This is a genomic window from Ruegeria arenilitoris, assembly GCF_013032445.1.
Classification (GTDB): Bacteria; Pseudomonadota; Alphaproteobacteria; order Rhodobacterales; family Rhodobacteraceae; genus Ruegeria; species Ruegeria arenilitoris_F.
In genome coordinates, this window is sequence record NZ_WQCA01000007.1 from 160,118 (window position 1) to 186,517 (window position 26,400).

At 59.0% G+C, this 26,400-nt stretch carries 26 protein-coding genes; 13 read left to right on the top strand and 13 right to left on the bottom strand.

What is annotated here, in order from left to right:
• Positions 1-2 precede the first annotated feature (2 nt).
• Entirely contained in the window at positions 3-566 is a 564-nt protein-coding gene (locus GOW98_RS11945; RefSeq protein ID WP_170332252.1) for a TetR/AcrR family transcriptional regulator, read from the bottom strand.
• A 258-nt stretch (positions 567-824) separates the two neighbouring features.
• On the opposite strand from GOW98_RS11945, the gene GOW98_RS11950 reads away from it, so the two are divergent.
• The 7 genes from GOW98_RS11950 (at position 825) to GOW98_RS11980 (ending at position 9,233) form a co-directional block, all read left to right on the top strand.
• Complete coding sequence (locus tag GOW98_RS11950; RefSeq protein WP_217359542.1) at positions 825-1,289, top strand: DUF1348 family protein; 465 nt, start codon at positions 825-827, stop codon at positions 1,287-1,289.
• An 11-nt stretch (positions 1,290-1,300) separates the two neighbouring features.
• Entirely contained in the window at positions 1,301-1,921 is a 621-nt protein-coding gene (locus tag GOW98_RS11955) for a pyridoxamine 5'-phosphate oxidase family protein (protein ID WP_170332256.1), read from the top strand.
• A gap of 43 nt (positions 1,922-1,964) precedes the next feature.
• The gene (locus tag GOW98_RS11960; RefSeq protein WP_170332258.1) at positions 1,965-2,126 is read left to right on the top strand and encodes a hypothetical protein; all 162 of its coding nucleotides are present in this window, start codon (positions 1,965-1,967) and stop codon (positions 2,124-2,126) included.
• A gap of 102 nt (positions 2,127-2,228) precedes the next feature.
• Positions 2,229-4,706: a heavy metal translocating P-type ATPase gene (locus tag GOW98_RS11965; protein WP_170332260.1), complete on the top strand. Its 2,478-nt coding sequence runs from the start codon at positions 2,229-2,231 to the stop codon at positions 4,704-4,706.
• Entirely contained in the window at positions 4,703-5,092 is a 390-nt protein-coding gene (gene cueR, locus GOW98_RS11970) for a Cu(I)-responsive transcriptional regulator (RefSeq protein WP_170332262.1), read from the top strand. The genes GOW98_RS11965 and cueR overlap by 4 nt, the downstream gene beginning before the upstream one ends.
• Before the next feature lie 96 nt (positions 5,093-5,188).
• The gene (locus tag GOW98_RS11975) at positions 5,189-6,061 is read left to right on the top strand and encodes an NAD(P)-dependent oxidoreductase (protein WP_170332264.1); all 873 of its coding nucleotides are present in this window, start codon (positions 5,189-5,191) and stop codon (positions 6,059-6,061) included.
• A 106-nt stretch (positions 6,062-6,167) separates the two neighbouring features.
• Complete coding sequence (locus tag GOW98_RS11980) at positions 6,168-9,233, top strand: aminotransferase class III-fold pyridoxal phosphate-dependent enzyme (RefSeq protein WP_170332266.1); 3,066 nt, start codon at positions 6,168-6,170, stop codon at positions 9,231-9,233.
• A gap of 50 nt (positions 9,234-9,283) precedes the next feature.
• On the opposite strand, the gene GOW98_RS11985 is transcribed toward GOW98_RS11980, so the two are convergent.
• Positions 9,284-9,760, bottom strand: a complete 477-nt coding sequence (locus tag GOW98_RS11985) for a hypothetical protein (protein WP_170332268.1) — start codon at positions 9,758-9,760, stop codon at positions 9,284-9,286.
• Positions 9,757-9,924 (bottom strand): hemin uptake protein HemP, encoded by a 168-nt coding sequence (gene hemP, locus GOW98_RS11990; protein ID WP_170332270.1) that lies wholly within the window; start codon positions 9,922-9,924, stop codon positions 9,757-9,759. The genes GOW98_RS11985 and hemP overlap by 4 nt, the downstream gene beginning before the upstream one ends.
• A gap of 224 nt (positions 9,925-10,148) precedes the next feature.
• Here hemP and gph point away from each other — a divergent pair, with 224 nt between their 5' ends.
• Entirely contained in the window at positions 10,149-10,823 is a 675-nt protein-coding gene (gene gph, locus GOW98_RS11995; RefSeq protein ID WP_170332272.1) for a phosphoglycolate phosphatase, read from the top strand.
• Positions 10,824-11,161: 338 nt separating this feature from the next.
• On the opposite strand, the gene GOW98_RS12000 is transcribed toward gph, so the two are convergent.
• The 10 genes from GOW98_RS12000 to urtA all read right to left on the bottom strand — a co-directional run bounded on the left by GOW98_RS12000 (position 11,162) and on the right by urtA (position 22,676).
• A complete protein-coding gene (locus GOW98_RS12000; RefSeq protein WP_170332274.1) occupies positions 11,162-11,917 on the bottom strand; it encodes an ABC transporter ATP-binding protein in 756 nt (251 codons plus the stop codon).
• A 9-nt stretch (positions 11,918-11,926) separates the two neighbouring features.
• Entirely contained in the window at positions 11,927-12,682 is a 756-nt protein-coding gene (locus GOW98_RS12005) for an ABC transporter ATP-binding protein (RefSeq protein WP_170332276.1), read from the bottom strand.
• Between the two features lie 10 nt (positions 12,683-12,692).
• Positions 12,693-13,898 (bottom strand): branched-chain amino acid ABC transporter permease, encoded by a 1,206-nt coding sequence (locus tag GOW98_RS12010; protein ID WP_170332278.1) that lies wholly within the window; start codon positions 13,896-13,898, stop codon positions 12,693-12,695.
• Positions 13,899-13,901: 3 nt separating this feature from the next.
• Positions 13,902-14,933, bottom strand: a complete 1,032-nt coding sequence (locus GOW98_RS12015) for a branched-chain amino acid ABC transporter permease (RefSeq protein WP_170332280.1) — start codon at positions 14,931-14,933, stop codon at positions 13,902-13,904.
• 112 nt (positions 14,934-15,045) lie between these two features.
• Positions 15,046-16,392: a substrate-binding protein gene (locus tag GOW98_RS12020; protein WP_170332282.1), complete on the bottom strand. Its 1,347-nt coding sequence runs from the start codon at positions 16,390-16,392 to the stop codon at positions 15,046-15,048.
• Between the two features lie 323 nt (positions 16,393-16,715).
• A complete protein-coding gene (urtE, locus tag GOW98_RS12025) occupies positions 16,716-17,411 on the bottom strand; it encodes an urea ABC transporter ATP-binding subunit UrtE (protein WP_170332284.1) in 696 nt (231 codons plus the stop codon).
• Between the two features lie 3 nt (positions 17,412-17,414).
• Positions 17,415-18,155: an urea ABC transporter ATP-binding protein UrtD gene (gene urtD / locus GOW98_RS12030; protein ID WP_170332286.1), complete on the bottom strand. Its 741-nt coding sequence runs from the start codon at positions 18,153-18,155 to the stop codon at positions 17,415-17,417.
• Positions 18,152-19,381, bottom strand: coding sequence for an urea ABC transporter permease subunit UrtC (urtC, locus tag GOW98_RS12035; protein WP_170332288.1), 1,230 nt, complete (start codon positions 19,379-19,381; stop codon positions 18,152-18,154). The genes urtD and urtC overlap by 4 nt, the downstream gene beginning before the upstream one ends.
• Positions 19,382-19,384: 3 nt before the next feature.
• Positions 19,385-21,337, bottom strand: coding sequence for an urea ABC transporter permease subunit UrtB (urtB, locus tag GOW98_RS12040; protein WP_170332290.1), 1,953 nt, complete (start codon positions 21,335-21,337; stop codon positions 19,385-19,387).
• 58 nt (positions 21,338-21,395) lie between these two features.
• On the bottom strand, positions 21,396-22,676 hold the full coding sequence (gene urtA / locus GOW98_RS12045) for an urea ABC transporter substrate-binding protein (protein WP_170332291.1): 1,281 nt from the start codon (positions 22,674-22,676) through the stop codon (positions 21,396-21,398).
• A gap of 399 nt (positions 22,677-23,075) precedes the next feature.
• On the opposite strand from urtA, the gene GOW98_RS12050 reads away from it, so the two are divergent.
• Genes GOW98_RS12050 through ureC form a run of 5 tightly spaced genes read left to right on the top strand, consistent with a single transcriptional unit; the run spans position 23,076 to position 26,383 of the window.
• Complete coding sequence (locus GOW98_RS12050) at positions 23,076-23,891, top strand: urease accessory protein UreD (protein WP_170332293.1); 816 nt, start codon at positions 23,076-23,078, stop codon at positions 23,889-23,891.
• Position 23,892: 1 nt separating this feature from the next.
• Positions 23,893-24,195 (top strand): urease subunit gamma, encoded by a 303-nt coding sequence (locus GOW98_RS12055; RefSeq protein WP_170332295.1) that lies wholly within the window; start codon positions 23,893-23,895, stop codon positions 24,193-24,195.
• A gap of 15 nt (positions 24,196-24,210) precedes the next feature.
• Entirely contained in the window at positions 24,211-24,372 is a 162-nt protein-coding gene (locus GOW98_RS12060) for a hypothetical protein (RefSeq protein WP_170332297.1), read from the top strand.
• Positions 24,369-24,674, top strand: coding sequence for an urease subunit beta (locus GOW98_RS12065; RefSeq protein ID WP_170332299.1), 306 nt, complete (start codon positions 24,369-24,371; stop codon positions 24,672-24,674). The genes GOW98_RS12060 and GOW98_RS12065 overlap by 4 nt, the downstream gene beginning before the upstream one ends.
• Entirely contained in the window at positions 24,674-26,383 is a 1,710-nt protein-coding gene (gene ureC, locus GOW98_RS12070; RefSeq protein WP_170332301.1) for an urease subunit alpha, read from the top strand. The genes GOW98_RS12065 and ureC overlap by 1 nt, the downstream gene beginning before the upstream one ends.
• The last annotated feature ends 17 nt before the right edge of the window (positions 26,384-26,400 follow it).

Consider the following 26,400-nt stretch of genomic DNA (forward strand, 5'->3'; position numbering starts at 1 on the left):
GCTCACGCCAGCGCGTTGTCCAGCAGAATTTGCGCCGCCGCCTTGGCATCTTGCGCCGGATCGCAGGACTTCAGGAATACTGCCGAAACGATAGCGCCCTCCTGCAACAGTACGATCTGACAGGCCAAGTGTTCCGGATCGCGCGCGCCAGCTTTGCGGGCCAGATCGGTAAAGTGATCCAGCAATATCTGCTTGTGTTCCGCCGACTGTTTGTGGATCGGATGATCCTCTTCCTGATATTCCGCCCCAGCCTTGATGAACATGCAGCCACGGTAGTCTTCCTCGCTGAACCACTCACCCAAAGCGTCAAAGCTGGCGATCAACTGACCGGCCGGGGTGTCGGATATCTCGCTGATACGGCTCAGGAAATCCTCTCGAAAACTCTCGTCCCGCAAGTGCAGCGCGGCAAGGATCAGATCCTCCTTGGTACGGAAATGCTTGTACATCGAGGTTTTGGAGACACCCGTTTCAACCACCAACTTGTCCATCCCCGTGGCGTGAAAGCCGTCGCGATAAAAAACCTGCAAGGCTTTGCGGACCAGTTCGTCACGTTTGTTTGGGCGCATATACGGGCTCCTGAGTGTACAGATCAGTACATAATGGTCGAAAGGTGAAAGAACAACCTCCGAGAGCTGCCTTGTAAAATTTCAAAATAAGACTTGCAAAAGTTTACCGATCGGTACACATTGGGTTAAAGATGTACCGATCTGTTAACCATGGAGTACCCAGATGAGACGCCATGCCAGCCTTTTCGCCTCCCAATACGTTCCCGTTCTATTAACTTTGGCGCTAATTGCGGCCGCGTTGACATGAAAGACCATGTGATGAGCCGCCCGCCTCTGCCGCCTTTCACGCTGGAAACCGCCATTCAGAAGGTTCGCATGGCTGAAAACGCGTGGAACAGCCGTGATGCTGATATGGTCACGCTGGCCTATACCGATGACAGCCAATGGCGGAACCGGTCAGAGTTCCTTGACGGTCACGAAGCCATCCACGCCTTTCTGACACGCAAGTGGAACAAGGAACTGAACTACCGGCTGATCAAAGAGCTCTGGGCTTTTTCCGGTAACAGAATTGCCGTCCGCTATGCCTATGAATGGCGGGACGAAAGCGGTCAGTGGTTCCGGTCATATGGCAACGAAAACTGGGAATTTGCCGACGATGGTCGAATGGCCAAGCGACACGCCTCGTTGAACGACTTGCCGATTTCCGAGGCTAAGCGCCTGTTTCACTGGCCCCAAGGCCCCCGCCCTGACGATCATCCCGGTCTGTCTGACCTGGGCTTGTGAGAGGATAGATCATGCCGCGCGCCTTTTCCGAATTGACCTTTACCCCCGCCGTTCGGGCTCATCAGGAAAGAATGGGCTCGGCCAAAACCTACGCCAAGTTTATCGAGGGCGGTCCGCAGCAAGGGCACCAAATCGGACCGGCCGAAAAGGACTTTATCCAAACGCGCGACGGGTTTTATCAATCGACTGTATCCGAGACTGGCTGGCCTTACGTCCAATATCGTGGCGGGCCGGTCGGCTTCCTGAAGGTATTGGGCCCGCAAACCATCGGCTACGCCGATTTTTCCGGCAACAAACAGTATATCTCGCGCGGGAATCTGGACGGGAACGATCGGATCGCGCTGATCCTGATGGATTATGCCAACCAGCGGCGCCTCAAGATACTAGGCCGGGTGGAATTCACTGAAGGCGAAGCCGCAGCAGCCAGCCTGTATCCCGAGGGCGCCGACGCCCCTGCCGAACGTGCCGCCATCATTAAGGTAGAGGCCTTGGACTGGAACTGCCCAAGGCATATCACGCCGCGCTTTACCGAAGCTGAACTGCGCCCGCATCTGAACGCACTTGGGCAGCAGTTGGCGCAGCTTCAGGCCGAAAACGAAAAACTGAAACAGCAACTGGCCCAACTGTCCTGACCCCCGAAACCGGACAGGTCTCAACAATCATAAGGAGCCCAACATGCTGCGGTCTGCATTGAATATTGCCAGCCTTTGTCTAATCGGTGCTCTGTTGATGCTCATCGCCCTTATGCTGGCCTTCTTTGCCTCACCGGAATCTGTTCGCAGTTCTCCACCCGTGATGTACGATTCCTTGCTGTTGAATCAGCTTCTGGACCGCTGACACCCACCCAAGGAAATTGTGCGATAATCTGCCATGCCCCCTTGACCTTCCGGTGACTGGAACCCCCATCTGGAGGGAGAAGCTCTCAACAGGATGAGTCGGATGGCCACGGCACAGACAATTCAGCTGAAAATCTCGGGCATGGGATGCGCGTCCTGCATCGGGCGGGTGGAAACCGCGCTGCGCGACGTGCCAGGGGTGTCCGACGCCTCGGTCAGTTTTGCAACCGAAACCGCGCAGGTCACCTATGACGGTCAGATCGGGTCCCTGACCAAAGCGCTTAGTGGTGCCGGATACCCGGCAGCGACGAGGCAAACGACGCTGAAGATCGGCGGCATGAACTGCGCCTCATGCGTGTCCCGGATCGAGCGCGCCCTGACCGCCGATCCGGCCGTGGTCGAGGCGCAGGTCAACCTGGCCACGGAAAGCGCCACGATCACCTATGTTGACGGCGCGACCGATCCGCAGGCACTGGCAAAGCTGTCCGAAGATGCTGGCTATCCTGCCCGTGTAGCAGAAAGCACCGAAACTCCGACAGACCAGGTAAAAACCGAGGAAGCGCACGCGCTGATCCGTGCCACGCTGCTTGCCGCCGCGCTGGCCCTGCCCGTGTTCGTGCTCGAGATGGGCGGCCACATGATCCCCGCCTTTCACCACTGGGTGCATGCGACTATCGGTACTCAGACCAGCCACCTCATTCAATTCGCGCTGACCTCGGTGCTGTTACTGGGTCCGGGGCGGGTCTTCTATACCAAGGGCATCCCCTCGCTGCTGCGTGGATCACCGGACATGAACGCGCTGGTCGCTTTGGGCACGGGAGCGGCCTATCTGTTTTCGGTTACCGCCACCTTTGCGCCGCAGCTTCTGCCGCAGGGCAGTGCCAACGTTTATTTCGAGGCCGCCTCGGTCATCGTGGTCCTGATCCTGCTGGGACGGGTGATGGAGGCACGCGCCAAGGGCCGCACCGGCGCCGCCATCCGCAAGCTGGTGGGACTGCAGCCTAAAACCGCACGAGTTGAAATGGACGGCACTTTCATCGATCGCCCGATTGCCGAGATCACGGTCGGGGATGTCCTGCAAATCCGCCCCGGCGAGCGGGTTCCGGTCGACGGAAACGTGCTTGAGGGCACATCTTACGTCGATGAAAGCATGATCACCGGCGAACCCGTACCCGTCGGCAAAGCACCTTCAGATCAGGTCGTTGGTGGTACGGTCAACGGCACCGGAGCGTTGCGCATCCGAGCCACGCGGGTTGGGGCTGACACCGTTCTGGCACAAGTCATCCGCATGGTCGAACAGGCGCAGGGAGCCAAACTGCCGATTCAGGGGCTGGTCGACCGGATCACCGCCTGGTTCGTGCCCGTGGTCATTGCCGTGGCTTTGCTGACCATCGCGGTCTGGCTGATCTTTGGACCTGCGCCAGCCTTGCCGATGGCCTTGGTCACAGGTGTTTCGGTCCTTATCATCGCCTGCCCCTGTGCCATGGGTCTGGCGACGCCGACGTCAATCATGGTGGGAACCGGGCGCGCGGCTGAACTGGGCGTATTGTTCCGCAAGGGTGATGCGCTCCAGCAGTTGCAACAGGCCAAGGTGATCGCGCTGGACAAGACCGGAACGTTGACGCTGGGGCGACCCGAACTGGAAGAAATCACTACAGTGAACGGCTTTGACCGTGACACCGTTCTGCGACTGGCCGCAGCGGTTGAAGCACAATCCGAGCACCCGATCGCCACCGCAATCACCCGGGCTGGCCCGTCGGATCTGCCATTGCCGTCAGAGTTTCAATCTCTGACCGGACTGGGCGTTCAGGCAACGGTCGAAGGGCGCGACATCCTAATCGGATCGCCTCGGCTGATGGCACAGCATGGGATCAATCTGGCTAATCTGATTGCCGAGGCCGACCAACGTGCCAACGAAGGCGCAACGCCCCTGTTTGCCGCCATCGACGGACAGGCGGCATCGCTGCTTGCGGTCTCGGACCCGGTCAAAACCGGTACACTGGATGCGTTGCAGCGGCTACACGCAATGGGCCTGACCTTGGCGATGGTGACCGGAGACAACGCCCGCACCGCGCAGGCTCTGGCCGACCGGCTGGGCATCGATCATGTCACGGCCGAGGTCCTGCCGGACGGCAAGCTGGCCGCAATCACCGCCCTGCGCGATCAGTTCGGAACGCTGGCCTTTGTCGGCGACGGCATCAACGACGCCCCTGCGCTGGCAGCTGCAGATATCGGCGTGGCCATTGGCACCGGCACCGACGTGGCAATCGAAACCGCAGATGTGGTGCTGATGTCCGGTGATCTGCGCGGCGTTGCCAATGCGGTTGAGATCAGTCGCCGCACCATGCGCAACATCCGCCAGAACCTCGGTTGGGCCTTTGGCTATAACATCCTGCTGATCCCGGTGGCCGCAGGGGTACTTTACCCGTTCAGCGGGCACCTTCTCTCCCCTGCCCTCGCCGCCGGGGCAATGGCTTTGTCCAGCGTCTTTGTCGTGTCCAACGCGCTGCGTCTGCGCCGCGTGCGGGCCAGCTTGCCGGAAGCGTCGCAGGACCATGCAACACAAGGGGTCACGCCATGAATATCGGAGATGTTGCAACCCAGACCGGCCTGCCTGCCAAGACAATCCGGTATTACGAGGATATCGGTCTGATCAAACCGATGCGCGACGACAACGGCTATCGCCGGTTCCGCGCACAGGACGTGCATAAGCTGAACTTTCTGGGCCGTGCTCGCGCCTTGGGCTTCACGATCGAGGATTGCCGCACCCTGATGGCGCTGTACGAGGATGAAACCCGCGCCAGTGCCGATGTCAAAAAGGTCGCCCGGGCGCATCTGGTGCAGATCGAGGCCAAGATCGCTGACCTCAACGCGATGCGCAACACTCTGGGTCACCTGATCGATGCCTGCGCCGGAGATGACCGCCCCGATTGTCCGATCCTGCAGGATTTGGGCGGCAAAGCCTGACACGGGGTTGCTCTTTAGGCGCAGCTTTGCTTTGTCTCTGCCCAACACTCCGGCCTGCTGCATAAAATGGGGCCGGACAGCAGAGAGGATCACCAAATGGCAAAAGTTGCGTTTCTGGGCCTAGGCGTCATGGGCTATCCAATGGCCGGCCACCTGCAGGCGGCGGGTCATGAGGTGACCGTTTACAATCGCACCGCTGCAAAGGCCGAAGCCTGGGTTGCTCAGCACGGTGGCGCCATGGCGGCCACACCAAGAGAGGCCGCGCAAGGTGCTGAGTTCGTGATGGCCTGCGTCGGCAACGATGACGACCTGCGGATGGTCTGCACCGGAGAGAATGGCGCGTTCCATGGCATGGCTAAGGGTGCGGTTTTCGTCGACCACACCACCGTGTCGGCAAAGGTGACCCGAGAGCTATATGAGGCTGGTCAGGCTCTGGGGGTTGCGTTTGTGGACGCTCCAATCTCGGGAGGTCAGGCGGGGGCTGAAAATGGCGTGCTGTCGATCATGTGTGGCGGTGATCAGGCCGCCTATGATGCGGCCGAGCCGATCATGCAGGTTTATTCCAAAATCTGCCGCCGGATTGGTGACAGCGGCGCGGGGCAGATGACCAAGATGTGCAACCAGATAGCCATTGCAGGGCTGGTTCAGGGCCTCAGCGAAGCGTTGCATTTTGCCGAGAAAGCCGGACTGGACGGACGCTCGGTCGTTGAGGTGATCAGTCAGGGTGCGGCGGGCAGCTGGCAGATGGCGAACCGGTATGAAACAATGCTGGACGATCATTTCGATCACGGCTTTGCAGTGGACTGGATGCGCAAGGATCTGGGGATTTGCCTTGAGACGGCCAACGAGACCGGGGCATCGCTACCGGTGACCGCGTTGGTCGATCAGTTCTACAAGGACGTTCAGAAACTGGGCGGAAGCCGGTGGGATACGTCCTCGTTGATCAAACGGTTGCGCGCTTTGGACTGAGGGTCAGGGGACTGTCTGCCCCCTCTTGGCCCGTTGGGCCAATTCACCCCCGAGGGTATTTTAGCCAGATGAAGAGACCCCCGATGATGAAGGGACTGGAAATCGTATGAGCGGCATAACGGAATTCTGGGCAATTGCCCTGCGCGCGCATTGGGGGCTGGACGCCAAATTGGAGCGTCTGGACGGCGAGTACGACCTAAACTTTATGGTCCGGGCGACGAATGGTCAGGATTACGTACTCAAGGTAATGCGCGCGGGTTGCAAGGCCCAATTCGTGGACCTTCAGGTCAAGGCTCTGGCCCATATCGCAAGCGAGGCACCCGGTCTGCCCTTCCCTCAGGTATTTCCAGACCTGAACGGGGCGCTGCTGCCCGAGATTGCCGATCAGCAAGGAGAGATACGGCTGGCCTGGCTACTCGAATGCCTGCCGGGGCAGTGTTATGCCAAAATAGCGCCCAAGTCCGACGAGCTGGTCCTGAAGCTGGGCCGCGTTCTGGGGGCGACGGACAAGGCGTTGGAGCGTTTCTCGCATGACGGTTTGCACCGGTCGGATTTCAAATGGGACCTGACGCAGGCGGGTTGGGTCACCGATCAGTTGGATGTGATTTCTGATCCCGAACGCCGCGCGTTGCTGTCCGAGATTTGCGGCGCGTTTGATGCAATTTCTGAACAATTGTCGGGCCTGCCCAAGCAGGCGATTCACAATGATGCCAACGACTACAACATTTTGGTCGAAGGAGAGTTGGGCCAGCGTCAGAGTATCTCGGGCCTGATCGATCTGGGCGACATGTGCGCGGCACCGCGTATTTGCGATCTGGCGATTGCGGGCGCCTATATCGTTCTGGATCACCCCAAACCCGAGCGCGCTTTGGCGGCACTGGTACGCGGGTATCACGCAGCAAACCGTTTACGCGCGGATGAGGTCGATCTGATCTGGCCGCTGTTGCGGATGCGGCTGGCGGTGTCTGTCGTGAACTCAACCCTGATGGCGGCTGAAAATCCGGACGATCCATACGTGACCATCAGTCAGGCGCCGGCCTGGAGGTTCCTGGAAAACACAGACGTGAATGGCGGCCTGATGTCGGCCCGCCTGCGCGTCGCGTGTGACCTGCCTGTCACTGATGGTGCCGAGCGCATCCATGCCTACCTGTCCGAGCATCGGGGCCAATTCGCTGAAATGTTCGGACAGGACCTGAGCGAAGCCCCCATGGGCTCGCTGTCCGTCGAGAACTCGACCTGGCCGCAGAACCCGTTCCACATGCCGCTGGAAGAAGCCGCTCGCGTGGGTGAGGAATTTGGCGAGGGCCTTTGGCTGGGCTATTACAACGAACCCCGTCTGATCTATGCCGAGCCCGGCTTCCGCAAAGGGCCGTGGAAAGCCTCAGACCGGCGCACCGTGCATCTTGCGGTGGACGTGTTTGCATCCGCCCGTACTGTTCTGCACGCGCCGATGAGCGGTCGCGTCGAAGCTGTCGAGAACCGCGACGCCCATCTGGACTATGGCGGCGTGGTGATCCTGCATCACGAAACGCCCGAGGGCGACCCGTTCTACACACTCTACGGCCATCTGGATCCCGAGGTTTGCGACCGCCTGAAACCGGGCGACCCGGTGGCGCAGGGTGCAGCCTTTGCCCGGCTGGGGGACGCCAACCAGAATGGCGGCTGGGCCCCGCATGTGCATTTCCAGCTGGCCTTGTCCACGGACGGGATGCAGACTGACTGGCCCGGTGTGGCCGATCCGGATGAGTTGGAACTGTGGCACGCCATCTGCCCCAACCCGGCGGCGATGTTGAACCTGCCGGATGACAAGGTGTTCTACCACCCAACCGACAAGCAGGCGATCCTGCAGGGTCGGCACGATCATTTCGGAGGTAATCTCAGCCTGACCTACGACGATCCGGTAATGTTGGTACGTGGTTGGAAACACCACCTGTTCGACGAGTGGGGCCGCCCCTATCTGGATGCATACAACAACGTTCCCCATGTGGGACACGCGCATCCACGCATTCAAGCGGTGGCAGCGGATCAGTTGAAGCGGATGAACTCGAATACCCGCTATCTGCACCCGGCACAGACAGCATTCGCCGACAAAGTGCTGTCCAAGCTGCCAGATCATTTCGAGGTCTGCTTCTTCGTCAACTCGGGCACCGAAGCCAACGAACTGGCCTTGCGCCTAGCCCGCGCCCATACCGGGGCCAAGGGGATCGTGACACCGGACCACGGCTATCACGGGAACACCAACGCGGCGGTGGCGATCTCGGCCTACAAGTTCAACAAGCCCGGCGGAATCGGTCAGGCCGACTGGGTCGAACTGGTCGAAGTGGCCGACGACTATCGCGGCTCGTTCAAACGCGACGATCCCGACCGCGCTCAGAAATACGCTGACCTAGTCGACGCCGCGATTGCCGCCTTGCAAGACAAGGGTCAGGGCGTGGCCGGCTTCATCGCCGAGACCTTCCCCTCGGTCGGTGGTCAGATCATCCCACCCAAGGGCTACCTGCCTGCGGTATATGAGAAAATCCGCGCAGCGGGCGGCGTTTGCATCGCCGACGAAGTGCAGACCGGGCTGGGACGTCTGGGCGACTATTATTTCGGCTTCGAACATCAGGGCGCGCTGCCCGACATCGTTGTCATGGGCAAACCCATCGGCAATGGGCAGCCGCTGGGCGTTCTCGTTACAACTAAAGAAATCGCCCGTAGCTTTGACAACGGGATCGAGTTCTTCTCGACCTTTGGCGGCTCCACCCTGTCCTGTCGGATCGGCAAAGAGGTGTTGGACATCGTCGATGACGAGGGCCTGCAAGACAATGCTCGTGACATGGGTGCGCGCCTGATGAATGGTCTTCGTCAGATCGAGGATGATTTCGGCTGCGTCGGTGATGTACGCGGAATGGGCCTGTTCCTCGGCGTTGAACTGATCAACCCCGACGGGTCCGAGGGCACTGAAATTTGCAAACACGTCAAAAATCGGATGCGCGATCACCGCATCCTGATCGGCAGCGAAGGGCCAAAGGACAATATCCTGAAAATCCGCCCACCTTTAACTATCGAAGCCGAGGACGTGGGCATGATCCTCTGGGCACTGCGGGACGTGCTGGCCGAGGTGGGTGATTTTACTCCAGCCCCGACCTGCGATCATTATCACCACCACGCCGGGTGCGGGTGCTGCTGACAAGAAAAGCCCCGGCTCTAGCGGCTGGGGTTTTACGCTTGCCTGCTGTTTTAATGCAGCACGGCTGCCGGGGGTCGGTGCCCGGTTGTGGGCATTGGAACGGACGTCGTCATACGGCGCAGCGCCAGCCCGAGTTCTTCGGACAATGATGCCAAAGCGGGGGCAAAGTCGGCCCGCACAATCAGCGAGGCCATCATCATCGCATCCTCACGGTCGCCTTCAGAGGCGGCTGAGATCATCTGAGCGAAACAGTTCTCGTCTGCACCCAGACAGGAACACCCCAGCCCGTGGCGGATCAACGGACGCCGTCCGTGATGCGCGCACAGCGAACACAACTGGTCCAGCGTCATCATCGCGGCGCGGCCGCTTTCTGCACCTAGCGCGATTTGAAAGTCACTGGCAGCGTCCGAGCGTCCCTGTGCGCCATCACCCCAGAGCCGCAGATACATCACGGCGCCAGCTTCGATCGGGCTCAGGTCGGCAAGGCGGCCAACGGCCGCCCCGCCCCGAGGGGATTGCACGCTCATTTGGTCAGGATCAGCTTACCGGCGCGGGTGATGCGCAAGGTGTAAAGCTGGTCGCCCAGCTCGATGTGAGCAAGGTTGCCGCCTTTGGTAAGGTCTTCGGCCTTGTGCGCGGGCAGCATGGATACGGCGTAGGATTGGCTGGGATTCGGGTTCTGCATATTCATCAGGACAACTCCAAGTGGTCTCAGGCGAAATGCCTTGATCTGTTCGCGTTTTTATTGATCTGGCTGACCCGAAATGGGGTTGGCTTCTCACTTCACGGTTAATCTGATTAATTTAGTCAGGTATGTCAAGCCAGTTCTGACAGAATCTCCAAACCAATGTGATTGCGCCACAAAATCAGGCGGGATAGGTCTCGTGCAGGACTTCAAACAGACGGGGGCTACCGATGAGCGCGACAATCATGTTCGACCTGGACGGAACGCTGGTGGACAGCCTTGCGGACCTTGCCGCAGCCACCAACAGGATGTTGCATGACAACAACGTCGCCGCGCTGCCGCTGGAACAAGTGCAACAATTTGTGGGCAACGGTCTGCCCAAACTGGTCGAGCGCGTGATTCTGCATTGCGACCTGTCTATGGACCGCCATGTCGACCTGACCCGACAGACTCTGACGCATTACAACGCCGGTGCTAGCGACAAAACCGTTGTTTATCCCGGCGTGATGCAGGCGCTGGAACAGCTGCGGGATATGGGTTGCGTTTTGGGTGTCTGCACCAACAAACCCGAAGCCCCGGCACGACACGTGCTGAAAGCCATGAACCTGACGCATTACTTCGATGCTGTTCTGGGTGGGGACAGCCTGCACACACGCAAGCCCGACCCGGCCCATCTGAAGGCGAGCTTTGCCGCCGTCAACTCTGCCGGTCCGCAACTTTTTGTTGGCGACAGCGAGGTGGACGCCGAAACTGCACAGCGCGCGCAGGTGCCGTTTCTTCTGTTCACCGAAGGCTACCGCAAGTCTCCTGTTGCCGAGATTCCGCACACCGCCAGCTATGGTGACTCCGCCGAATTGCCAACGCTTGTCACCCAGGTTCTGCAATCGCTGAGGCAGAAGACCTAACAGTCAATTCAGGGGGATCGCAACGGGTCACAGGCGTTTACTGAGGGGCCGGCCGAGGGGGTAAGAAGCCAGCCCCTCACAGGGGAAAAGTGGTATCGTCCGAAATGACCCGTTCGATACATTATGGATAACGAATCGATTCCAATTCCGGTATTGGGGGTTTCCCTTAGGTCATCAGACGCCGTTGAAATTACAGCTTTATTTTTCGTGTTTTTTTGCGTGTGACCCGTTTTTGAGCTGAAATGCCCCTGACGACGGCCTCCAATGCATGAAAAAGGCGGAGTGGACACCACCCCGCCTTTCGCCCCTACAAGGGCTGCTGATCGAAATTGTTCGGCTTAAATCGCCAGGTATTCTTCCCTCAACTGCGTATTTTGCAGCACTTCATCCGCCGAGCCGTCGAACACGATGCTGCCGGTATCCAGAATGATCGCCCGGTCCGCTAGTTCCAGCGCCCGTACGGCGTTCTGCTCGACGATGATCGTGGTCATGCCCTGCTGCTTTACGTGAACCAGCGTTTTCTCAATCTCATCGACAATAACAGGCGCCAGACCTTCATAGGGTTCATCCAGCAGCAGAACTTTTATGTCCCGCGCCAGTGCCCTGGCGATCGCCAACATCTGCTGCTCGCCACCCGAAAGGGTGACACCCTCTTGCTTGCGGCGCTCACCCAATCTTGGAAACAGTTCATAGAGCCGTTCCAGCGACCAACCGACCGGCGGAGCGATCTGTGCGAGTTGCAGGTTTTCCTCGACCGTCAGACCGGGGATGATCCGCCGATCTTCTGGCACCAGCCCCAAGCCTGCAGCTGCGGCCTCATAGCTTGTCATCTTGTGCAGCGGCTGGTGATCCAGCCAGATCTCACCATGGCGCACCTCAGGATCGCCCACCCGTGCGATGGATCGCAGGGTCGAGGTCTTACCCGCCCCGTTACGCCCCAGCAGAGCCAGGATCTCACCCTCATGCACGTTAAAACCAACGCCCTGCACGATGTAGCTTTCACCGTAATAGGAGTGCATATCCCACACCGAAAGAAAGGCCGGGGCGGTGCTGGCCTTGTTGGCGTTTTTCGAAAAGTCAGGTTTCTCGTTCATAGCTTTTCCTTACGCAGCCTCGCCAAGGTAGGCCTCGCGGACCTTGGGATTCCCGCGGATGTTTTCCGGTATGTCTTCGACCAGCGGTGTGCCTTGCGCCAAAACGGTGATGCGCTCGGCAAGGCTGAAGACAACGTGCATGTCGTGCTCGATAATGGCGATGGTGATGTTCCGCTCTTCTTTGATCTGCTTCAGCAGATCGATGGTGTTGTTGGTATCCGCCCGCGCCATGCCCGCAGTGGGTTCGTCAAGCAGCAACAAACGTGGGTTCTGGCTAAGGCACATACCGATCTCAAGTCGCCGTTTATCGCCGCGTGATAAGGACGCGGCGTGCATCTCGCGCTTGTCGGCCATGTTCATCTCTTCCAGCATCACCTCGGCCTGTTCCACGATGGCCTTTTCATTGGCGATCGTTTCGTAGGCGTGCATCCGGAATGCACCATCCCGCATTGCGAAGATTGGGATCAGCATGTTTTCCATCACCGTTAGTTCACCGAATATCTCGGGTGTCTGGAAAACGCGGCTGATTCCCATCTGGTTGATCTGGAACGGCTCCAACCCCAGCACCGAGTTGTTGTCGAACAGCACCGACCCGGTATCCGGCATCAGCTTGCCCACCAGACAGTTCAGCAAGGTAGACTTACCCGCCCCGTTGGGGCCGATGATGGCGTGGACCGAGTTCTCCTCGACGTTGAGGTTCACATCCGTCAGTGCCTTGAGGCCACCGAAGCGTTTACTGACATCTTTAACTCTTAGAATTGCCATGTCTCGCCCCTTACTCTGCCGGTTCCGTTTTGCCCGACGGTGCGTCGTCGGCGTCTGTTTTCTTACGCTTCAAGCGGTTCAGCAAACGTTGTCCGCCTTCGACAAGGCCACCTGGCAGATAGATCACGACCAGCATGAACAGGATGCCCAGCGTCAGATGCCAGCCTTTGCCGATGAACGGGTGGATCAGGAACACGACCGCGTCCTCCAGACCGTCCGGCAGGAAAGCGAACCAGCTGTGCAGGACATTGTCGTTGATCTTTGAGAAGATGTTCTCGAAATACTTGATGAAGCCCGCACCCAGAACCGGGCCAATCAATGTGCCAGTGCCGCCAAGGATGGTCATCAGAACAACCTCACCCGAGGCGGTCCACTGCATCCGCTCGGCACCTGCCAAGGGGTCCATCGCAGCCATCAGGCCACCGGCCAGTCCGGCATACATGCCCGAGATCACAAAGGCCGCCAGCGTATAAGGCTTGGAGTTCAGGCCAGTATAATTCATCCGCTGCTGGTTCGACTTCACCGCCCGCAACATCATGCCGAAGGGAGAGCGGAAGATGCGGATCGCCAGGTAGAATACTACCATCATTATCACCGCGCACAGGTAGTAACCTGCGTTGAAGTCAAAGCTCCACGCGCCCACATCCATCGTATAGGTCGCTCGCATTGGCAAACCGAACAGATGCGGCAGGTCCGGTGCATTGGCGCCCTGCAGGATCTGTGGATCATCCGCATAGACCTGCAGGCCGGTTTCCCCATTCGTCAGGTTAAACTTGGGGTTCGACAGCACCGAATAGGCCAGCGCAAAGCTCATCTGCGCGAACGCCAGTGTCAGGATCGAGAAATAGATACCCGACCGCCGCAAGCTGACAAACCCTATGAGCAGCGAGAAAACCCCAGCGACTACGACACTCAGCGCGATGGCCGGGATGACGTTATAGCTGAGCAGTTTGAACATCCAAACGGCCGAATAAGACCCCACGCCCAGAAACGCCGCATGACCAAAGGACAGGTACCCGGTCAGGCCGAACAGGATGTTGAATCCGATGGCAAAGATGCCAAAAATCACGAACCGCTGCATCAGGTCCGGATATCCCGCGTTGAACTGCGCCATGGCGCTGCCTTCGGGGAATGGATTCAGGATGAAGGGTGCCAGCAGGGTTAAAAGCGCGACAATAATCAGCAGGCTGGTGTCTTTTTTGTTTAGTCCCAACATGGCTTAGTCCTCCATCACGCCTTTGCGCCCCATCAGCCCGCGCGGCCGCGTCAGAAGCACGATGATGGCGACAAGGTAGATGATGATCTGGTTGATCCCTGGAATCGTGGTGGTGGCCCAGGTGGTCGAGGCAAAGCTCTCCAGAATGCCCAGCAGGAAGCCCGCCAGCACCGCTCCGGGCAATGAGCCCATGCCGCCCACAACAACAACGACGAAGCTGAGAACCAGAAAGTCCATCCCCATGTGATAATTCGGTGGATTGAGCGGCCCGTACATCACCCCGGCCAGACCCGCGACTGCGGCAGCTATGCCGAACATGATGGTAAACCGGCGGTCGATATTAATGCCCAGCAGGCCCACGGTTTCCCGGTCCGCCATCCCGGCGCGGACAACCATCCCGAAGGTGGTGAATTGCAGGAACGAGAACACGGCCCCGATAATCGCAAGGGCAAAGCCGAAATAGACCAATCGCCAGATCGGATAGATGATCGCGTTCGGATCGAAACCGATCATGGTGCCAAGATCAACAGATCCACTTAGCACGTCGGGCGGCGGGGTCTGGATCGGGTTGGCACCGAAGAAATACTTGACGATTTCCTGCAGCACGATGGCCAAGCCAAAGGTAACAAGTATCTGATCCGCGTGGGGGCGCTTGTAGAAATGTTTGATCAGCCCGCGCTCCATCACATAGCCGACCAGCAACATGATCGGGATCGCGAACAGGATGGCCAGCGGCACCGACCAGTCGATGATTGTCGCACCCAGTTCGGGGCCGAACCAGGCCTCGACATAAGGCGTTTCCACTTTCAACGGATTGCCCAGAAAGTCCGTTTGAGTTTCGTCGATTGTCTGGAAGCTTAGGTTGAATACTTTCTGCAGGGTCACGGCGCAGAAGGCACCGATCATGAACAGCGCCCCATGGGCGAAGTTCACGACCCCGAGCGTACCGAAAATCAGCGTCAAGCCCAGCGCGATCAGCGCATAAGCCGAGCCCTTATCCAGCCCGTTGAGAATTTGCAGTAGGATGGCGTCCATTGGCCCCACCTTAAGGTTGGTCAGCGTGTATTGAGTGGTTGTGACCAGACCCGACTGCCCGGCCACAAGGGGTCTGGCCGCCGCATGGGCGGTCAGACTTCAGCCAAAGGCTTTATGCGCCCGGGTTACACTGGCCGAGATCGCCGCCAGCGAACATCGGGTGTTCCGGATCGTATTCGACCTGCGCACGCGGTGTGATCTCGACAATCTCAAGCGTGTCATAGGCGTTGGTCGGGTTTTCGTTGCCCCGCACGACCAGCACATCCTTGAAGCACTGGTGGTCGGCACCGCGATACCAAGTCGGGCCATTGCCCAGCCCGTCGAACTCGAAGTCTTCCAGGGCTTCGACGACGCCACAGGGGTTGAAGGTCCCCGCACGCTCGCAGGCATCCGCATACAGCAGTGTCTGCGCATAGCAGGTCTGGGCCGAGTTGGACGGCGGCTTACCATACTTCTCACCGAAGGACTTCACGAAGGCTTTGGTGCCTTCATCCTGCAGCTGCCAGTTCCAGTTCATCGAACCCAGCACGCCCTTGATGTTCTCGCCTGCACCAGCGGCCATCAATTCGGAATACAGCGGCACAACAATCTTGAAGTCCTTGCCGTTGGCCACCTTGTCGAGCAGGCCGAATTGAATTGCGTTGGTCAGCGAGTTCACCATGTTGCCGCCGTAGTGGTTCAGAACCAGCACATCCGCGCCCGAGTTCAGAACCGGAGCGATATAGGACGAGAAGTCTGTTGACGCGAGTGGTGTCTTTACTGTGTTGACCGTTTCCCATCCCAAGGCTTCGGTCGAGGCGACGATCGACTCTTCCTGGGTCCAACCCCAGTTGTAGTCGGCCGTCAGGTGGTAAGCGCGGCGTTCCTTGCCCATCTCGGCCGCCAGCACCGGAGCCAAAGCGGCACCCGACATGTAGGCGTTAAAGAAATGGCGGAAGCCGTTGGCCTTCTTGTCCTTGCCTGTCGTGTCGTTGGCGTGGGTCAAACCCGCCATGAAGATCACGCCTGCCTCCTGGCACAGACCCTGTACTGCAACGGCTACGCCCGAGGACGAACCACCGTTGATCATGATCGCGCCATCTTTTTCGATCATCGACTTGGCCGATGCTCGCGCGGCGTCCGATTTGGTCTGGGTATCACCGGTCACAAACTCGACCTTCTTGCCGAGGATACCGTTCCCTTGCAGCGCCTTGGACGAGAAGGTGTTCAGGCAGCCGCCGTCACCTTCGCCGTTCAGGTGCTCGACCGCCAGCTGTTGTGCCAGCAGTTCGTCATTTCCTTCCTCCGCGTAAGGCCCGGTCTGGGGCACGTTAAAGCCCAGAACCACCGAAGACCCTGTCGGTTCGTTGGTGTAGGCAGCAGCTGAAGAAGCCGTAAAGATTGTAGGTAAGGCCACGCCGGCACCCGCGACGGCACCAGACTTCAGCACGCCGCGGCGTGTGACAGTTTTGTTAGTCATTAATTCCTCCCATTTCCCTTTCTTTCGCTCTCTGGCTCCTCTTCCAGCGGGCGAAAACGCGGTTTCACGCAAATTTGAGTATGGAGGCGGTTCTGAAAAATCACCAATAACCTATTAAAAATACAGCAATGTTGTGTAAACAAATGCACAAAAGAGCACTGTAAAGTGTTAATGATCTATGGTAAATGATACGTAAGATATTTAGAAAAATGTGTTTTTTTGTAATGTATTGCTTTGCTAAATTTCTGCAGCCGAGCGTGCCAAAATGCGAACGCTCAGCCCGAAGTTTCACAATGATCCGTTCCTGCCCGCCGGACTGAACCTTAAACCGTGACTCCCTGCAAGACCTGATCGCGGGAAAGCTCCGATTTGAGACCCGACATCAGGATTTCGCCGCGCCGTAAAACAACGAACCGATCGGCGAGATCATAGGCAAAATCGAAATACTGTTCGACCAGAACGATGGCCATGTCACCTTGGGTTCGCAAATGACGGATCACCTCTCCGATCTGCTGGATGATATTGGGCTGAATGCCTTCGGTCGGTTCGTCCAGCAACAAGAGACGCGGCTTTGTGATCAGTGCCCGAGCAATCGCCAGCTGCTGCTGCTGACCTCCGGACAGGTCACCACCGCGCCGGTTCTGCATTTTCTTGAGCACCGGAAACAGTTCGAAAATCTCGTCTGGGATAAAGTGTTCACTGGCGGGCAGACAGGCAAAGCCGGTTTCAAGGTTCTCACGCACGGTCAGCAGCGGGAAAATCTCGCGCCCCTGCGGGACATATGCCACGCCTTTCCACGCCATCTTGTGCGCGGGCAGGATACCCAGTTCTTCACCATTCAACACTACCTCGCCACCCGAGCGTGGATGTGTGCCGGAGACGGCTTTGATCAGGCTGGTTTTACCAACACCATTGGTGCCCATCACACAGGTCACCTCGCCCTGCGCGGCCTCCATCGAGATACCGTAGAGGATTTGCGAATGCCCGTAATGCAGGGTCAGATCGTTCAATGTCAACATCGCCTAGCGCCCCAGATAGACGTCGATGACGTCCTGATTTGATGTCACATGGTCCAGCGATCCCTCGGCCAGAACCGCGCCTTCATGCAGCACAGTGACCTTGCAGCTCAGACGGCGGACAAATTCCATGTCGTGTTCAACAACCACAACGGCGCGGGTCTTTGCCGCCTGCACCAGCAGGTCGGTGGTGTGTTCACGCTCTTGCGGGGTCATACCTGCCGCGGGTTCGTCAACCAGCAACAAACGCGGTTCTTGCGCCAGCAGCATTCCGATTTCGAGCCATTGCTTCTGACCATGGCTGAGCTCTCCCGACTTGCGGGTCAGTTCGTCCTTCAACCCGATCTCAGTGGCCAGCTCTTCGACCTTCTCCAGATCACCCGGTGAGGGGCGGTAGTACAAAACCCCCAGCCAACCGCGTTTGTTCTTCAGGGCCATCAGCAGGTTTTCCTGCACGGTCTGGTCCTCAAACACGGTGGGTTTCTGGAACTTCCGCCCAATACCCGCCTGCGCGATCTTGGCCTCGCTCATCCGCAGCAAAGAGACCGATTTCTCGCCCCAGATCACCCGGCCCTCATCCGGTCGGGTCTTGCCGGTAACAATGTCCATGAAAGTGGTCTTGCCCGCCCCGTTTGGCCCGATCACCGCACGCAGTTCGGCCTCACCGATCTGGAAAGACAGGTTGTTGATCGCTCGGAACCCGTCGAAGGTGACGGAGACGCCGCTGACTTCCAACAGAGTGCTCATTCGGTGGCCTCCTTCTCCCGCAGTGATCCATCATCCGGCCCAAGGTTTGCACCGTGGCGTTGAGGATGGCGGCGATTGGTCCACAGGTCGAACAGCCCACCGATCCCTTGCGGTGCGAATAGAGTGACCAGCACAAAGGACACGCCCAGCAGCACCTGCCACCAATCGACCCATTTGATCGTGTAGAACCCTAACGGGATGTCCGGGGCCTGCCCGCCGGTGAACCATGTGCTGAGAAGGCTGACAAACGCCGCGCCGATGACAGCCCCGTACAGGCGACCGCGACCACCGATGGCGACCCAGACGGCCAGATAGATCGAGGCGATCGGGGCCATTTCCTCGGGGTTGATGATGCCCGCTTGCGGGTAATACAGCGCACCTGCGATGGCGGCGATACAGGCGGTCAGGGTGAAGACGGCAAGCTTATATACTTCGACCGAGTAGCCAAGGAACCGCACCCGCGCCTCATTATCGCGGATGCCGCGGATGACCGAGCCGAACTTACCCGACACGATCCACGCGGCCAGCATATATCCCAACCCCAAGGCCAGCGCCGAGGCCCAGAGGAACCAGATCGACACCACGTCTTGCGAGGCGGAGACGCCCGGCAGGTTCTGCAGGCCCGACAGGCCATTATTGCCGCGCAAGCCGCTGTCGTTCTGGAACAGATACAGCGCCAGCGCCAATGTCATCGCTTGGGTCAGGATCGACAGGTACACGCCCGTCACCCGGCTGCGGAAGGCAAGCCAGCCGAAGATCAGCGCCAACAGACCCGGCACCAACACGACCAACACCAGTTGCAGGGTTAGGCTGTGGGAAAAGACCCAGATCAGCGGGAAATCCGACGATCCAACCACGCCGAAGATCTGCGTGCCGATGGCGTCCACAACCTCAGCGGATGTTGGTGGGATATCGGCTTGAGACAGCGACTCGACCACGATCAGACGGGTACGTTCGTACATCAGCCACATCCCGATCATGTAGCCGCCGAGCCCGAAAAAGGCGAAGTGGCCCAGTGACAGGATGCCAGTGAAACCCCAGACCAGATCCATCGCCACGGCGATTAGGCACAGGCACAGGGTCTTGCCCAGTGTCTTGACGAAACTGGTCGAGATCACGCCGATCCCGAACCCTTCGGACAGGACGGTCACGCCCAAGGTAAACAGCGACAGGATGGCCAGAAAGACCAGCACCGAGGGGTTCTTGGCTACAAAGCTGCGTTCCATGGCTCAATCCCCCGCCGCGCGGCCTTTGAGGGCGATGATGCCCCTTGGCCGGAACTGGATGAAAATGATGATGAAGATGATCATGTAGGTCTGCGCCGCGAGGGTGTTCGACGGGTTCATCCACTCGATCCCCTTCTGCAGGAAACCGATCATACCGGCGCCCGCCAAAGCACCCCAGATGTTGCCGACACCGCCGACAACCACGGTCATAAAGCTTTGAACGATGTAGTCGCTGCCCAGATCCGAGGTGACCTTGGCGAAAAGGCCGATGGCGACCCCGGCAATCCCAGCGATGCCGGAGCCAAGACCAAAGGTCAGCATATTAACGCGCCCCGGATTGATCCCCATCGACCCAGCCATGCGCGGGTTCTGCGTCACCGCGCGCATCTCAAGCCCCAGCCGTGTGCGTTTCATGATATACAGGAACAGCCCCAGAAAGATCATCGCCAGCACGAAGATCGCGATGCGAATATAGCTGATCGAGACCACGTCGTTCAGCACCCACGCCCCGTCCAGCCAACTGGGTGCGGTCAGAGGCCGAGCTTGCGTGCCAAAGATGTTTTTGGCCAGCTGTTGCAGGGCAATTGAGATGCCAAACGTCGCCAGCAGTGTTTCCAGCGGGCGGGCATAGAGCCAGCGGATCACCAAACGTTCCATCGCGACGCCCATGGCGAAGGTGACCGCAAAGGCCATCGGAATCGCTACAATGATCGACAGCGTATGATCGGGAATGAACTGCTGCACCACATAGCCGGTATAGGCGCCCATCATGATGAACTCGCCATGGGCCATGTTTATCACGCCCATCACGCCGAAGGTGATGGCGAGGCCGATAGCAGCGAGGAAATAGATCGACGCCAGCGAGATCGCGTCCAGCGTCAAGTCGAGCGTCTGGTTAAGACCAACCTTCAGCTCGATCTGCTCCAGCGCCTTTTCGGCGGCAGCAGTTACTTCGGGTGAAGGCTCCACATATGTCTCAAAGAACACGTGTGCGCCCAGCGCGGCCTCGACATCGGCCTGCGTGACCAGAGCTGGAACCACTCCGGCCTCTGCAAGTGCGGCATAGGCCTGCGCACGTGACGCGTCCGAGTTCAGCTGCGCAACCGGGACACCACCGACCCGACCACCGTCGATATTGGCGGATAACGCAGCGCGGATACCTTCAGGCGAAACGTGCGGGGCGGCCAGATCACGCGCGACCAGCAGGTCGTATGCGTCGGCCTCGCTCAGCGCATCCGAGCCCGGCTCAAGTATGGTGGCGATGTTGGCGTCCGTCGGAACCTCGGCTGCGACCTGCCGCTTGGTCACGACTAGAGGATTCAGCGCGGCGCGAACGTCAACGCCCAGATCATCCGACATGTCCTCAATCGCGGCCACACGCGCCGCTGTATCTTCGTCATAGCCGATGGTCAGCAGCCGTTCGAGTCGTTGCTTCTGTGCTTTCAGATCGACGTCGGGTTCTTCGTTGATCGAGGCCCGCAGAGGTTCCAGCAAAGCGCCATCGGGATCACGCTGAATGGAACGCAGCGCTGCCGAACGCTTGGCGCGACTTGGGTCCATTAGCTGGAATTGCACCAGCGCGGTGCCGATCATCGCGCGGATGCCGCTGTTGGGTTTCATCTGTTTCAGGTCGGATTTCTCGAACGTACCGACGACCTCTCCGGTATCGAAATCGGTCAGCTCATACGACCGCCCTTCGGCCTTCTTGCCCGCAAAGAACTGGCCATCCGACTTGCGCATCCACATGTTTTTGGCGGCCCAGGTCTCAAGCATCACCTGCGCCTGTGGCAAACCGCTGGCCGCAATCGCATCAATCGCTGGTTTGATCGTCTTGCGCGAGCTTTTGGCGATGATCTCCTGATGCTCTTGCAGGATCGGTTGCAGACCACCCTCTTGCGCGTTGGCAGTCAGGCAGGCGCACAGGATTGCGAGGCCCGCAAGGAAAAGTCGTAACATGTGGAGAAACCCGAGTGTCTTGGGCAAGGCGGGCGCTTACACCCGCCTTGCGAGAGGATTAGTAGTTCGACAGGGTCTGAACGCAGGTCTCGGTCTCGGTATTGTACATACCGCAACCCAGATCTTTCCAATCCGATTTCAGAACCGCCGATTCCGGCAGGAAGTCAGTCCAGGCATCGCCCGGCACAACGTCGGTTTCGCTGATGATATCAAACTGACCGTCTTCCTGAATCTCACCGATCAGAACCGGTTTCGCCAGGTGGTGGTTCGGCAGCATGACCGCAGTACCGCCGGTCAGGTTCGGGAATTCCTGCCCGTACATCGCAGCGCGCACAGCATCGACCTCGGTCGAACCGGCCTCGGTCGCGGCGTTCACCCACATGTTGAAGCCGATATAGTGCGCCTCCATCGGGTCGTTGGTTACGCGCTCGTCACCCATGGTGGCTTTCCAAGTCTCGACGAATTCTGCGTTGGCCTCGGTGTCGGCCGACTGGAAGTAGTTCCACGCCGCGAGGTGACCGACGAGGTTGGCGGTATCCAGACCGGACAGTTCTTCTTCTCCAACCGAGAAGGCCACAACCGGAATATCATCCGCCGATACGCCTGCTGCCGCCAGTTCTTTATAGAAGCCGATGTTCGCGTCACCGTTGATGGTCGAGATCACGCCGACCTTCTTGCCATCCGCGCCCAGCGCAACAACGTCCGCCACGATTTTGGACCAGTCGGAATGGCCGAACGGCGTGTAGTTCACAAAGATATCGTCATCGGCAATGCCTTTGCCTTTCAGATAGCTTTCCAGAATATTGTTGGTCGTGCGCGGGTAGACATAGTCGGTACCCAGCAGCGCGAATTTCTCAACCCCCAGTTCGTCCAGGAAGTAGTCGGTCGCTGGGATGGCCTGCTGGTTCGGCGCAGCACCGGTGTAGAAGACGTTTTTCGAGGATTCCTCGCCCTCATACTGAACCGGATAGAACAGCAGACCGTTCAGCTCTTCGATGACCGGCAGAACTGACTTCCGGCTAACAGACGTCCAGTTGCCGAAGATCACGTCCACTTCGTGCACGGTTAGCAGCTCACGCGCTTTTTCAGCGAACAGCGGCCAGTCGGATGCAGGATCGACCACAACTGCTTCAAGCTGCTTGCCCAGCAGGCCACCCTTGGCGTTTTGCTGGTCGATCAGCATCAGCATGGTGTCTTTCAGCGTGGTTTCCGAAATCGCCATGGTGCCCGACAGCGAGTGCAGCACGCCAACCTTGATGGTGTCTTCGGCCGACAGGGCCGCTGTCGCCATTGCCGCGAAAACCGCCGAACCGGCGAGTGTGGCTTTGAGAGATTTCATGTAATCCTCCTGGCGGGTTCCGCGGCAGAAGGCTTGCGTATAGGCGCATTCTTCTTCTACCTGATCCCCGCAACTGTTGTTGCGTTCCGTGTGGCGGTTGTGTCCGAGGTCCAATTCGCGCAGCCGTCACACACCCCCGGGTCATCTCCGCGGTGGGCACTCATACGGATTCTGCATCGCAGAGAAATTAGCAATTTAGTTAACGGGCCGCATCCAGCGACCGGCCGAAATTGATTAATTTTTAGGCTGATGTTTTTGCGCACGCCTAAAAGTTAATCGCCCCCTCAGGTAATTTGCCGAAAAGCGGCGTCGGAGAATAGAGTTCCGACGTCAAAGCGGTGAAACAAGCGGCAGACATCTTTGATCCGCAGGTGCGCCATCACTCATCATGCCTCCATAATGCTCAAGTCGGGCGCAACACCACCACGTGCAAAGGGCGCGGTTCGCTTAAGTGCCAAGCGATTGGGCAACCAGTCGGTTCTGGATGAGTTTCGCCAATCGGGATCCTTCAAGTGCCTGTTCCCTCGCCCAGCCGAGCGCGGACTGGACGCCGCCCTGTTGAACACAGCAGGTGGGATCACCGGAGGAGACACGTTCCGCTTTCATGGGTATGCCGCGACGGGCACAACCCTTTCCCTGACCACGCAAGCCTGCGAGCGCGCCTACAAGGCCCAACCCGGACCTTACGGGCAGGTTACCAATCACCTGACTGTCGACACCGGTGCCCGGCTGAACTGGTTGCCGCAAGAAACCATCCTGTTCAACGGCAGCGCGCTGGAGCGTCGCTTGCTGATCGAGATGGAGCCCGACGCATCTGCATTGATGGTTGAACCTCTGGTTTTCGGGCGCGCGGCAATGGGTGAGACGCTGACCGATATCCGCCTGCGCGACCGGATCGAAATCCGGCGGGGCGGGCAGCCGGTTTTTCTGGATGCAATGCAATTCACCGGCGATCTGCACGCACATCTTGCCAAGGCCCATATTGCAAACGGCGCAGGCGCAATGGCACTGGTAGTCTTTGCCTCGGCCACGGCAGAGGGGCAGTTGGAGCCGGTCCGCCGAATGCTGCCCGGCAGCGCTGGCGCGACGCTGATCCAAAGTGATCTGCTGGTGATCCGAATGCTGGCCGAAAACAGCTTTGCCCTGCGGCGCGCGCTGATACCGGTGCTGCGGCACCTGAACAACGACACTCTTCCCCGATGCTGGATGATCTGACATGAACCTGACCCCCAGAGAAAAAGACAAACTGCTGGTCGCCATGGCCGCTGAGGTCGCGCGCAAGCGGCTGGCACGCGGTGTCAAACTGAACCACCCCGAAGCAATCGCGTTGATCACCGACGCTGTAGTCGAAGGTGCGCGTGACGGGCGGTCTGTTGCCGACATGATGCAGGCCGGGGCCGAGGTGATCACCCGCGAGCAATGCATGGAAGGTGTGCCCGAGATGATCCACGAGGTTCAGGTCGAAGCCACCTTTCCCGACGGGACCAAACTGGTGACCGTCCACAACCCCATACGCTAAAGAAGGAACATTGAAATGACCCGTATGCTCTTCCCTGCCCTGATCCTCGCTGGCCCCGCCGCCGCGCATACCGACACCCATATTCACGCCCATGGCACGGACTACGCTGCGTTAGGCGTTGGCCTGGCAGTGATCGCACTGGCTGCAACCATCCTGATTTCAAAGCTGCCGAAATGATCCCCGGAGAGCTGTTCCCGGCCGAAGGCGAGATTACCCTGAACGCCGACACCAATGCGGTGACGCTGATGGTTGCCAATACCGGCGACCGTCCGGTTCAGGTCGGCTCGCACTATCATTTCGCTGAAACCAACCCGGCATTGAAGTTTGACCGCGCTGCCGCCCACGGGTTGCGTCTGGACATCGCACCCGGCACCGCAGTGCGGTTCGAGCCGGGGCAGGAACGCGAAGTCTCGCTGATCCCAGTCGGCGGGGCGCGCAAGGTTTACGGGTTCAATCAAAAGGTCATGGGGGCGCTCTGATGCCAGCAACAATCAAACGCGCAGACTATGCCGCCATGTTCGGTCCCACCACCGGCGACAAGCTGCGGTTGGCTGATACCGATCTGGTCATCGAAGTCGAACGCGACCTGACCACCTATGGTGAAGAGGTTAAGTTCGGCGGTGGTAAAGTAATCCGCGACGGGATGGGGCAGTCTCAATCGACGCGCGCCGAGGGAGCTGTGGATACGGTCATCACCAATGCGTTGATCGTCGATCACTCGGGCATCTACAAGGCCGATGTGGGCCTGAAGGACGGGCGCATCGCCAAGATTGGCAAGGCCGGAAACCCGGACACTCAATCCGGTGTTGATATCATCGTCGGACCGGGGACAGAGGTGATCGCGGGCGAAGGTCGCATTCTGACCGCAGGTGGGTTCGACAGCCATATCCACTTCATCTGCCCGCAACAGATCGAGGATGCTCTGCATTCTGGCCTGACCACCATGTTGGGCGGCGGAACCGGCCCGGCACATGGCACTCTGGCCACCACCTGCACCCCCGGTCCCTGGCATATTGGACGGATGCTGCAGGCGGCAGACGCCTTTCCGATGAACCTCGCGTTTGCAGGCAAGGGTAATGCCTCTCTGCCAGCCGGGCTGGAGGAACAGGTCAAAGCCGGCGCCTGCGCGTTGAAGCTGCACGAGGATTGGGGGACAACCCCCGCCGCCATCGACTGCTGCCTGTCGGTCGCGGATGCCATGGACGTGCAGGTGATGATTCACACCGACACGCTGAACGAATCCGGTTTCGTGGAAAACACCGTGGAAGCCATGAAAGGCCGCACCATTCACGCCTTCCACACCGAAGGCGCAGGCGGCGGCCACGCCCCAGACATCATCAAGATTTGTGGCGAGAACCACGTTCTGCCCTCCTCGACCAACCCGACGCGGCCTTTCACCGTGAACACGGTTGAGGAGCATCTGGATATGCTGATGGTCTGCCACCACCTCGACAAGTCCATCCCCGAGGATGTGGCCTTTGCCGAAAGCCGCATCCGGCGCGAGACGATTGCAGCCGAGGATATCCTGCACGACATGGGCGCATTCTCGATCATCGCATCCGACAGCCAAGCCATGGGGCGCGTCGGAGAAGTTCTGATCCGCACCTGGCAAACCGCTGACAAGATGAAGAAACAACGTGGACGTCTGGCCGAGGAAACCGGCGAGAACGACAACATGCGGGTTCGCCGGTACATTGCTAAATACACCATCAACCCGGCGATTGCGCATGGCCTCAGCCACCAAATCGGCAGTATCGAGGAAGGCAAACGCGCCGATCTGGTGCTATGGAATCCAGCCTTTTTTGGGGTGAAGCCCGAGATGGTCTTGCTGGGCGGCACCATTGCCTGTGCCCAGATGGGCGACCCCAACGCCTCGATCCCGACACCTCAGCCGGTTTACAGCCGTCCAATGTTCGGGGCCTATGGCCGCTCGGTCGAGAATTCGGCGATCACTTTTGTTTCCGAGGCCGCCCAAGCTGAAGGGATCGGTGATACACTCGGGTTGGCAAAGCAAACCGTCGCCGTACAAAACACACGCAACATCGGAAAGCGCGATCTGCTGCTGAACGACGCGACCCCCCATGTCGAGGTTGACCCCGAAACCTATGAAGTCCGCGCCGATGGTGAATTGCTGACCTGCCAACCCGCCGAAGTGCTGCCGATGGCGCAACGCTATTTCATGTTCTGAGATTACAGGAGGCCCCG

Bases quoted from the DNA above. Each gene is read 5' to 3' on its own strand.
- GOW98_RS11945 (WP_170332252.1), bottom strand. From the start codon at position 566: ATGCGCCCAAACAAACGTGACGAACTGGTCCGCAAAGCCTTGCAGGTT.
- GOW98_RS11950 (WP_217359542.1), top strand. From the start codon at position 825: ATGAGCCGCCCGCCTCTGCCGCCTTTCACGCTGGAAACCGCCATTCAG.
- GOW98_RS11955 (WP_170332256.1), top strand. From the start codon at position 1,301: ATGCCGCGCGCCTTTTCCGAATTGACCTTTACCCCCGCCGTTCGGGCT.
- GOW98_RS11960 (WP_170332258.1), top strand. From the start codon at position 1,965: ATGCTGCGGTCTGCATTGAATATTGCCAGCCTTTGTCTAATCGGTGCT.
- GOW98_RS11965 (WP_170332260.1), top strand. From the start codon at position 2,229: ATGGCCACGGCACAGACAATTCAGCTGAAAATCTCGGGCATGGGATGC.
- cueR (WP_170332262.1), top strand. From the start codon at position 4,703: ATGAATATCGGAGATGTTGCAACCCAGACCGGCCTGCCTGCCAAGACA.
- GOW98_RS11975 (WP_170332264.1), top strand. From the start codon at position 5,189: ATGGCAAAAGTTGCGTTTCTGGGCCTAGGCGTCATGGGCTATCCAATG.
- GOW98_RS11980 (WP_170332266.1), top strand. From the start codon at position 6,168: ATGAGCGGCATAACGGAATTCTGGGCAATTGCCCTGCGCGCGCATTGG.
- GOW98_RS11985 (WP_170332268.1), bottom strand. From the start codon at position 9,760: ATGAGCGTGCAATCCCCTCGGGGCGGGGCGGCCGTTGGCCGCCTTGCC.
- hemP (WP_170332270.1), bottom strand. From the start codon at position 9,924: ATGAATATGCAGAACCCGAATCCCAGCCAATCCTACGCCGTATCCATG.
- gph (WP_170332272.1), top strand. From the start codon at position 10,149: ATGAGCGCGACAATCATGTTCGACCTGGACGGAACGCTGGTGGACAGC.
- GOW98_RS12000 (WP_170332274.1), bottom strand. From the start codon at position 11,917: ATGAACGAGAAACCTGACTTTTCGAAAAACGCCAACAAGGCCAGCACC.
- GOW98_RS12005 (WP_170332276.1), bottom strand. From the start codon at position 12,682: ATGGCAATTCTAAGAGTTAAAGATGTCAGTAAACGCTTCGGTGGCCTC.
- GOW98_RS12010 (WP_170332278.1), bottom strand. From the start codon at position 13,898: ATGTTGGGACTAAACAAAAAAGACACCAGCCTGCTGATTATTGTCGCG.
- GOW98_RS12015 (WP_170332280.1), bottom strand. From the start codon at position 14,933: ATGGACGCCATCCTACTGCAAATTCTCAACGGGCTGGATAAGGGCTCG.
- GOW98_RS12020 (WP_170332282.1), bottom strand. From the start codon at position 16,392: ATGACTAACAAAACTGTCACACGCCGCGGCGTGCTGAAGTCTGGTGCC.
- urtE (WP_170332284.1), bottom strand. From the start codon at position 17,411: ATGTTGACATTGAACGATCTGACCCTGCATTACGGGCATTCGCAAATC.
- urtD (WP_170332286.1), bottom strand. From the start codon at position 18,155: ATGAGCACTCTGTTGGAAGTCAGCGGCGTCTCCGTCACCTTCGACGGG.
- urtC (WP_170332288.1), bottom strand. From the start codon at position 19,381: ATGGAACGCAGCTTTGTAGCCAAGAACCCCTCGGTGCTGGTCTTTCTG.
- urtB (WP_170332290.1), bottom strand. From the start codon at position 21,337: ATGTTACGACTTTTCCTTGCGGGCCTCGCAATCCTGTGCGCCTGCCTG.
- urtA (WP_170332291.1), bottom strand. From the start codon at position 22,676: ATGAAATCTCTCAAAGCCACACTCGCCGGTTCGGCGGTTTTCGCGGCA.
- GOW98_RS12050 (WP_170332293.1), top strand. From the start codon at position 23,076: ATGCTCAAGTCGGGCGCAACACCACCACGTGCAAAGGGCGCGGTTCGC.
- GOW98_RS12055 (WP_170332295.1), top strand. From the start codon at position 23,893: ATGAACCTGACCCCCAGAGAAAAAGACAAACTGCTGGTCGCCATGGCC.
- GOW98_RS12060 (WP_170332297.1), top strand. From the start codon at position 24,211: ATGACCCGTATGCTCTTCCCTGCCCTGATCCTCGCTGGCCCCGCCGCC.
- GOW98_RS12065 (WP_170332299.1), top strand. From the start codon at position 24,369: ATGATCCCCGGAGAGCTGTTCCCGGCCGAAGGCGAGATTACCCTGAAC.
- ureC (WP_170332301.1), top strand. From the start codon at position 24,674: ATGCCAGCAACAATCAAACGCGCAGACTATGCCGCCATGTTCGGTCCC.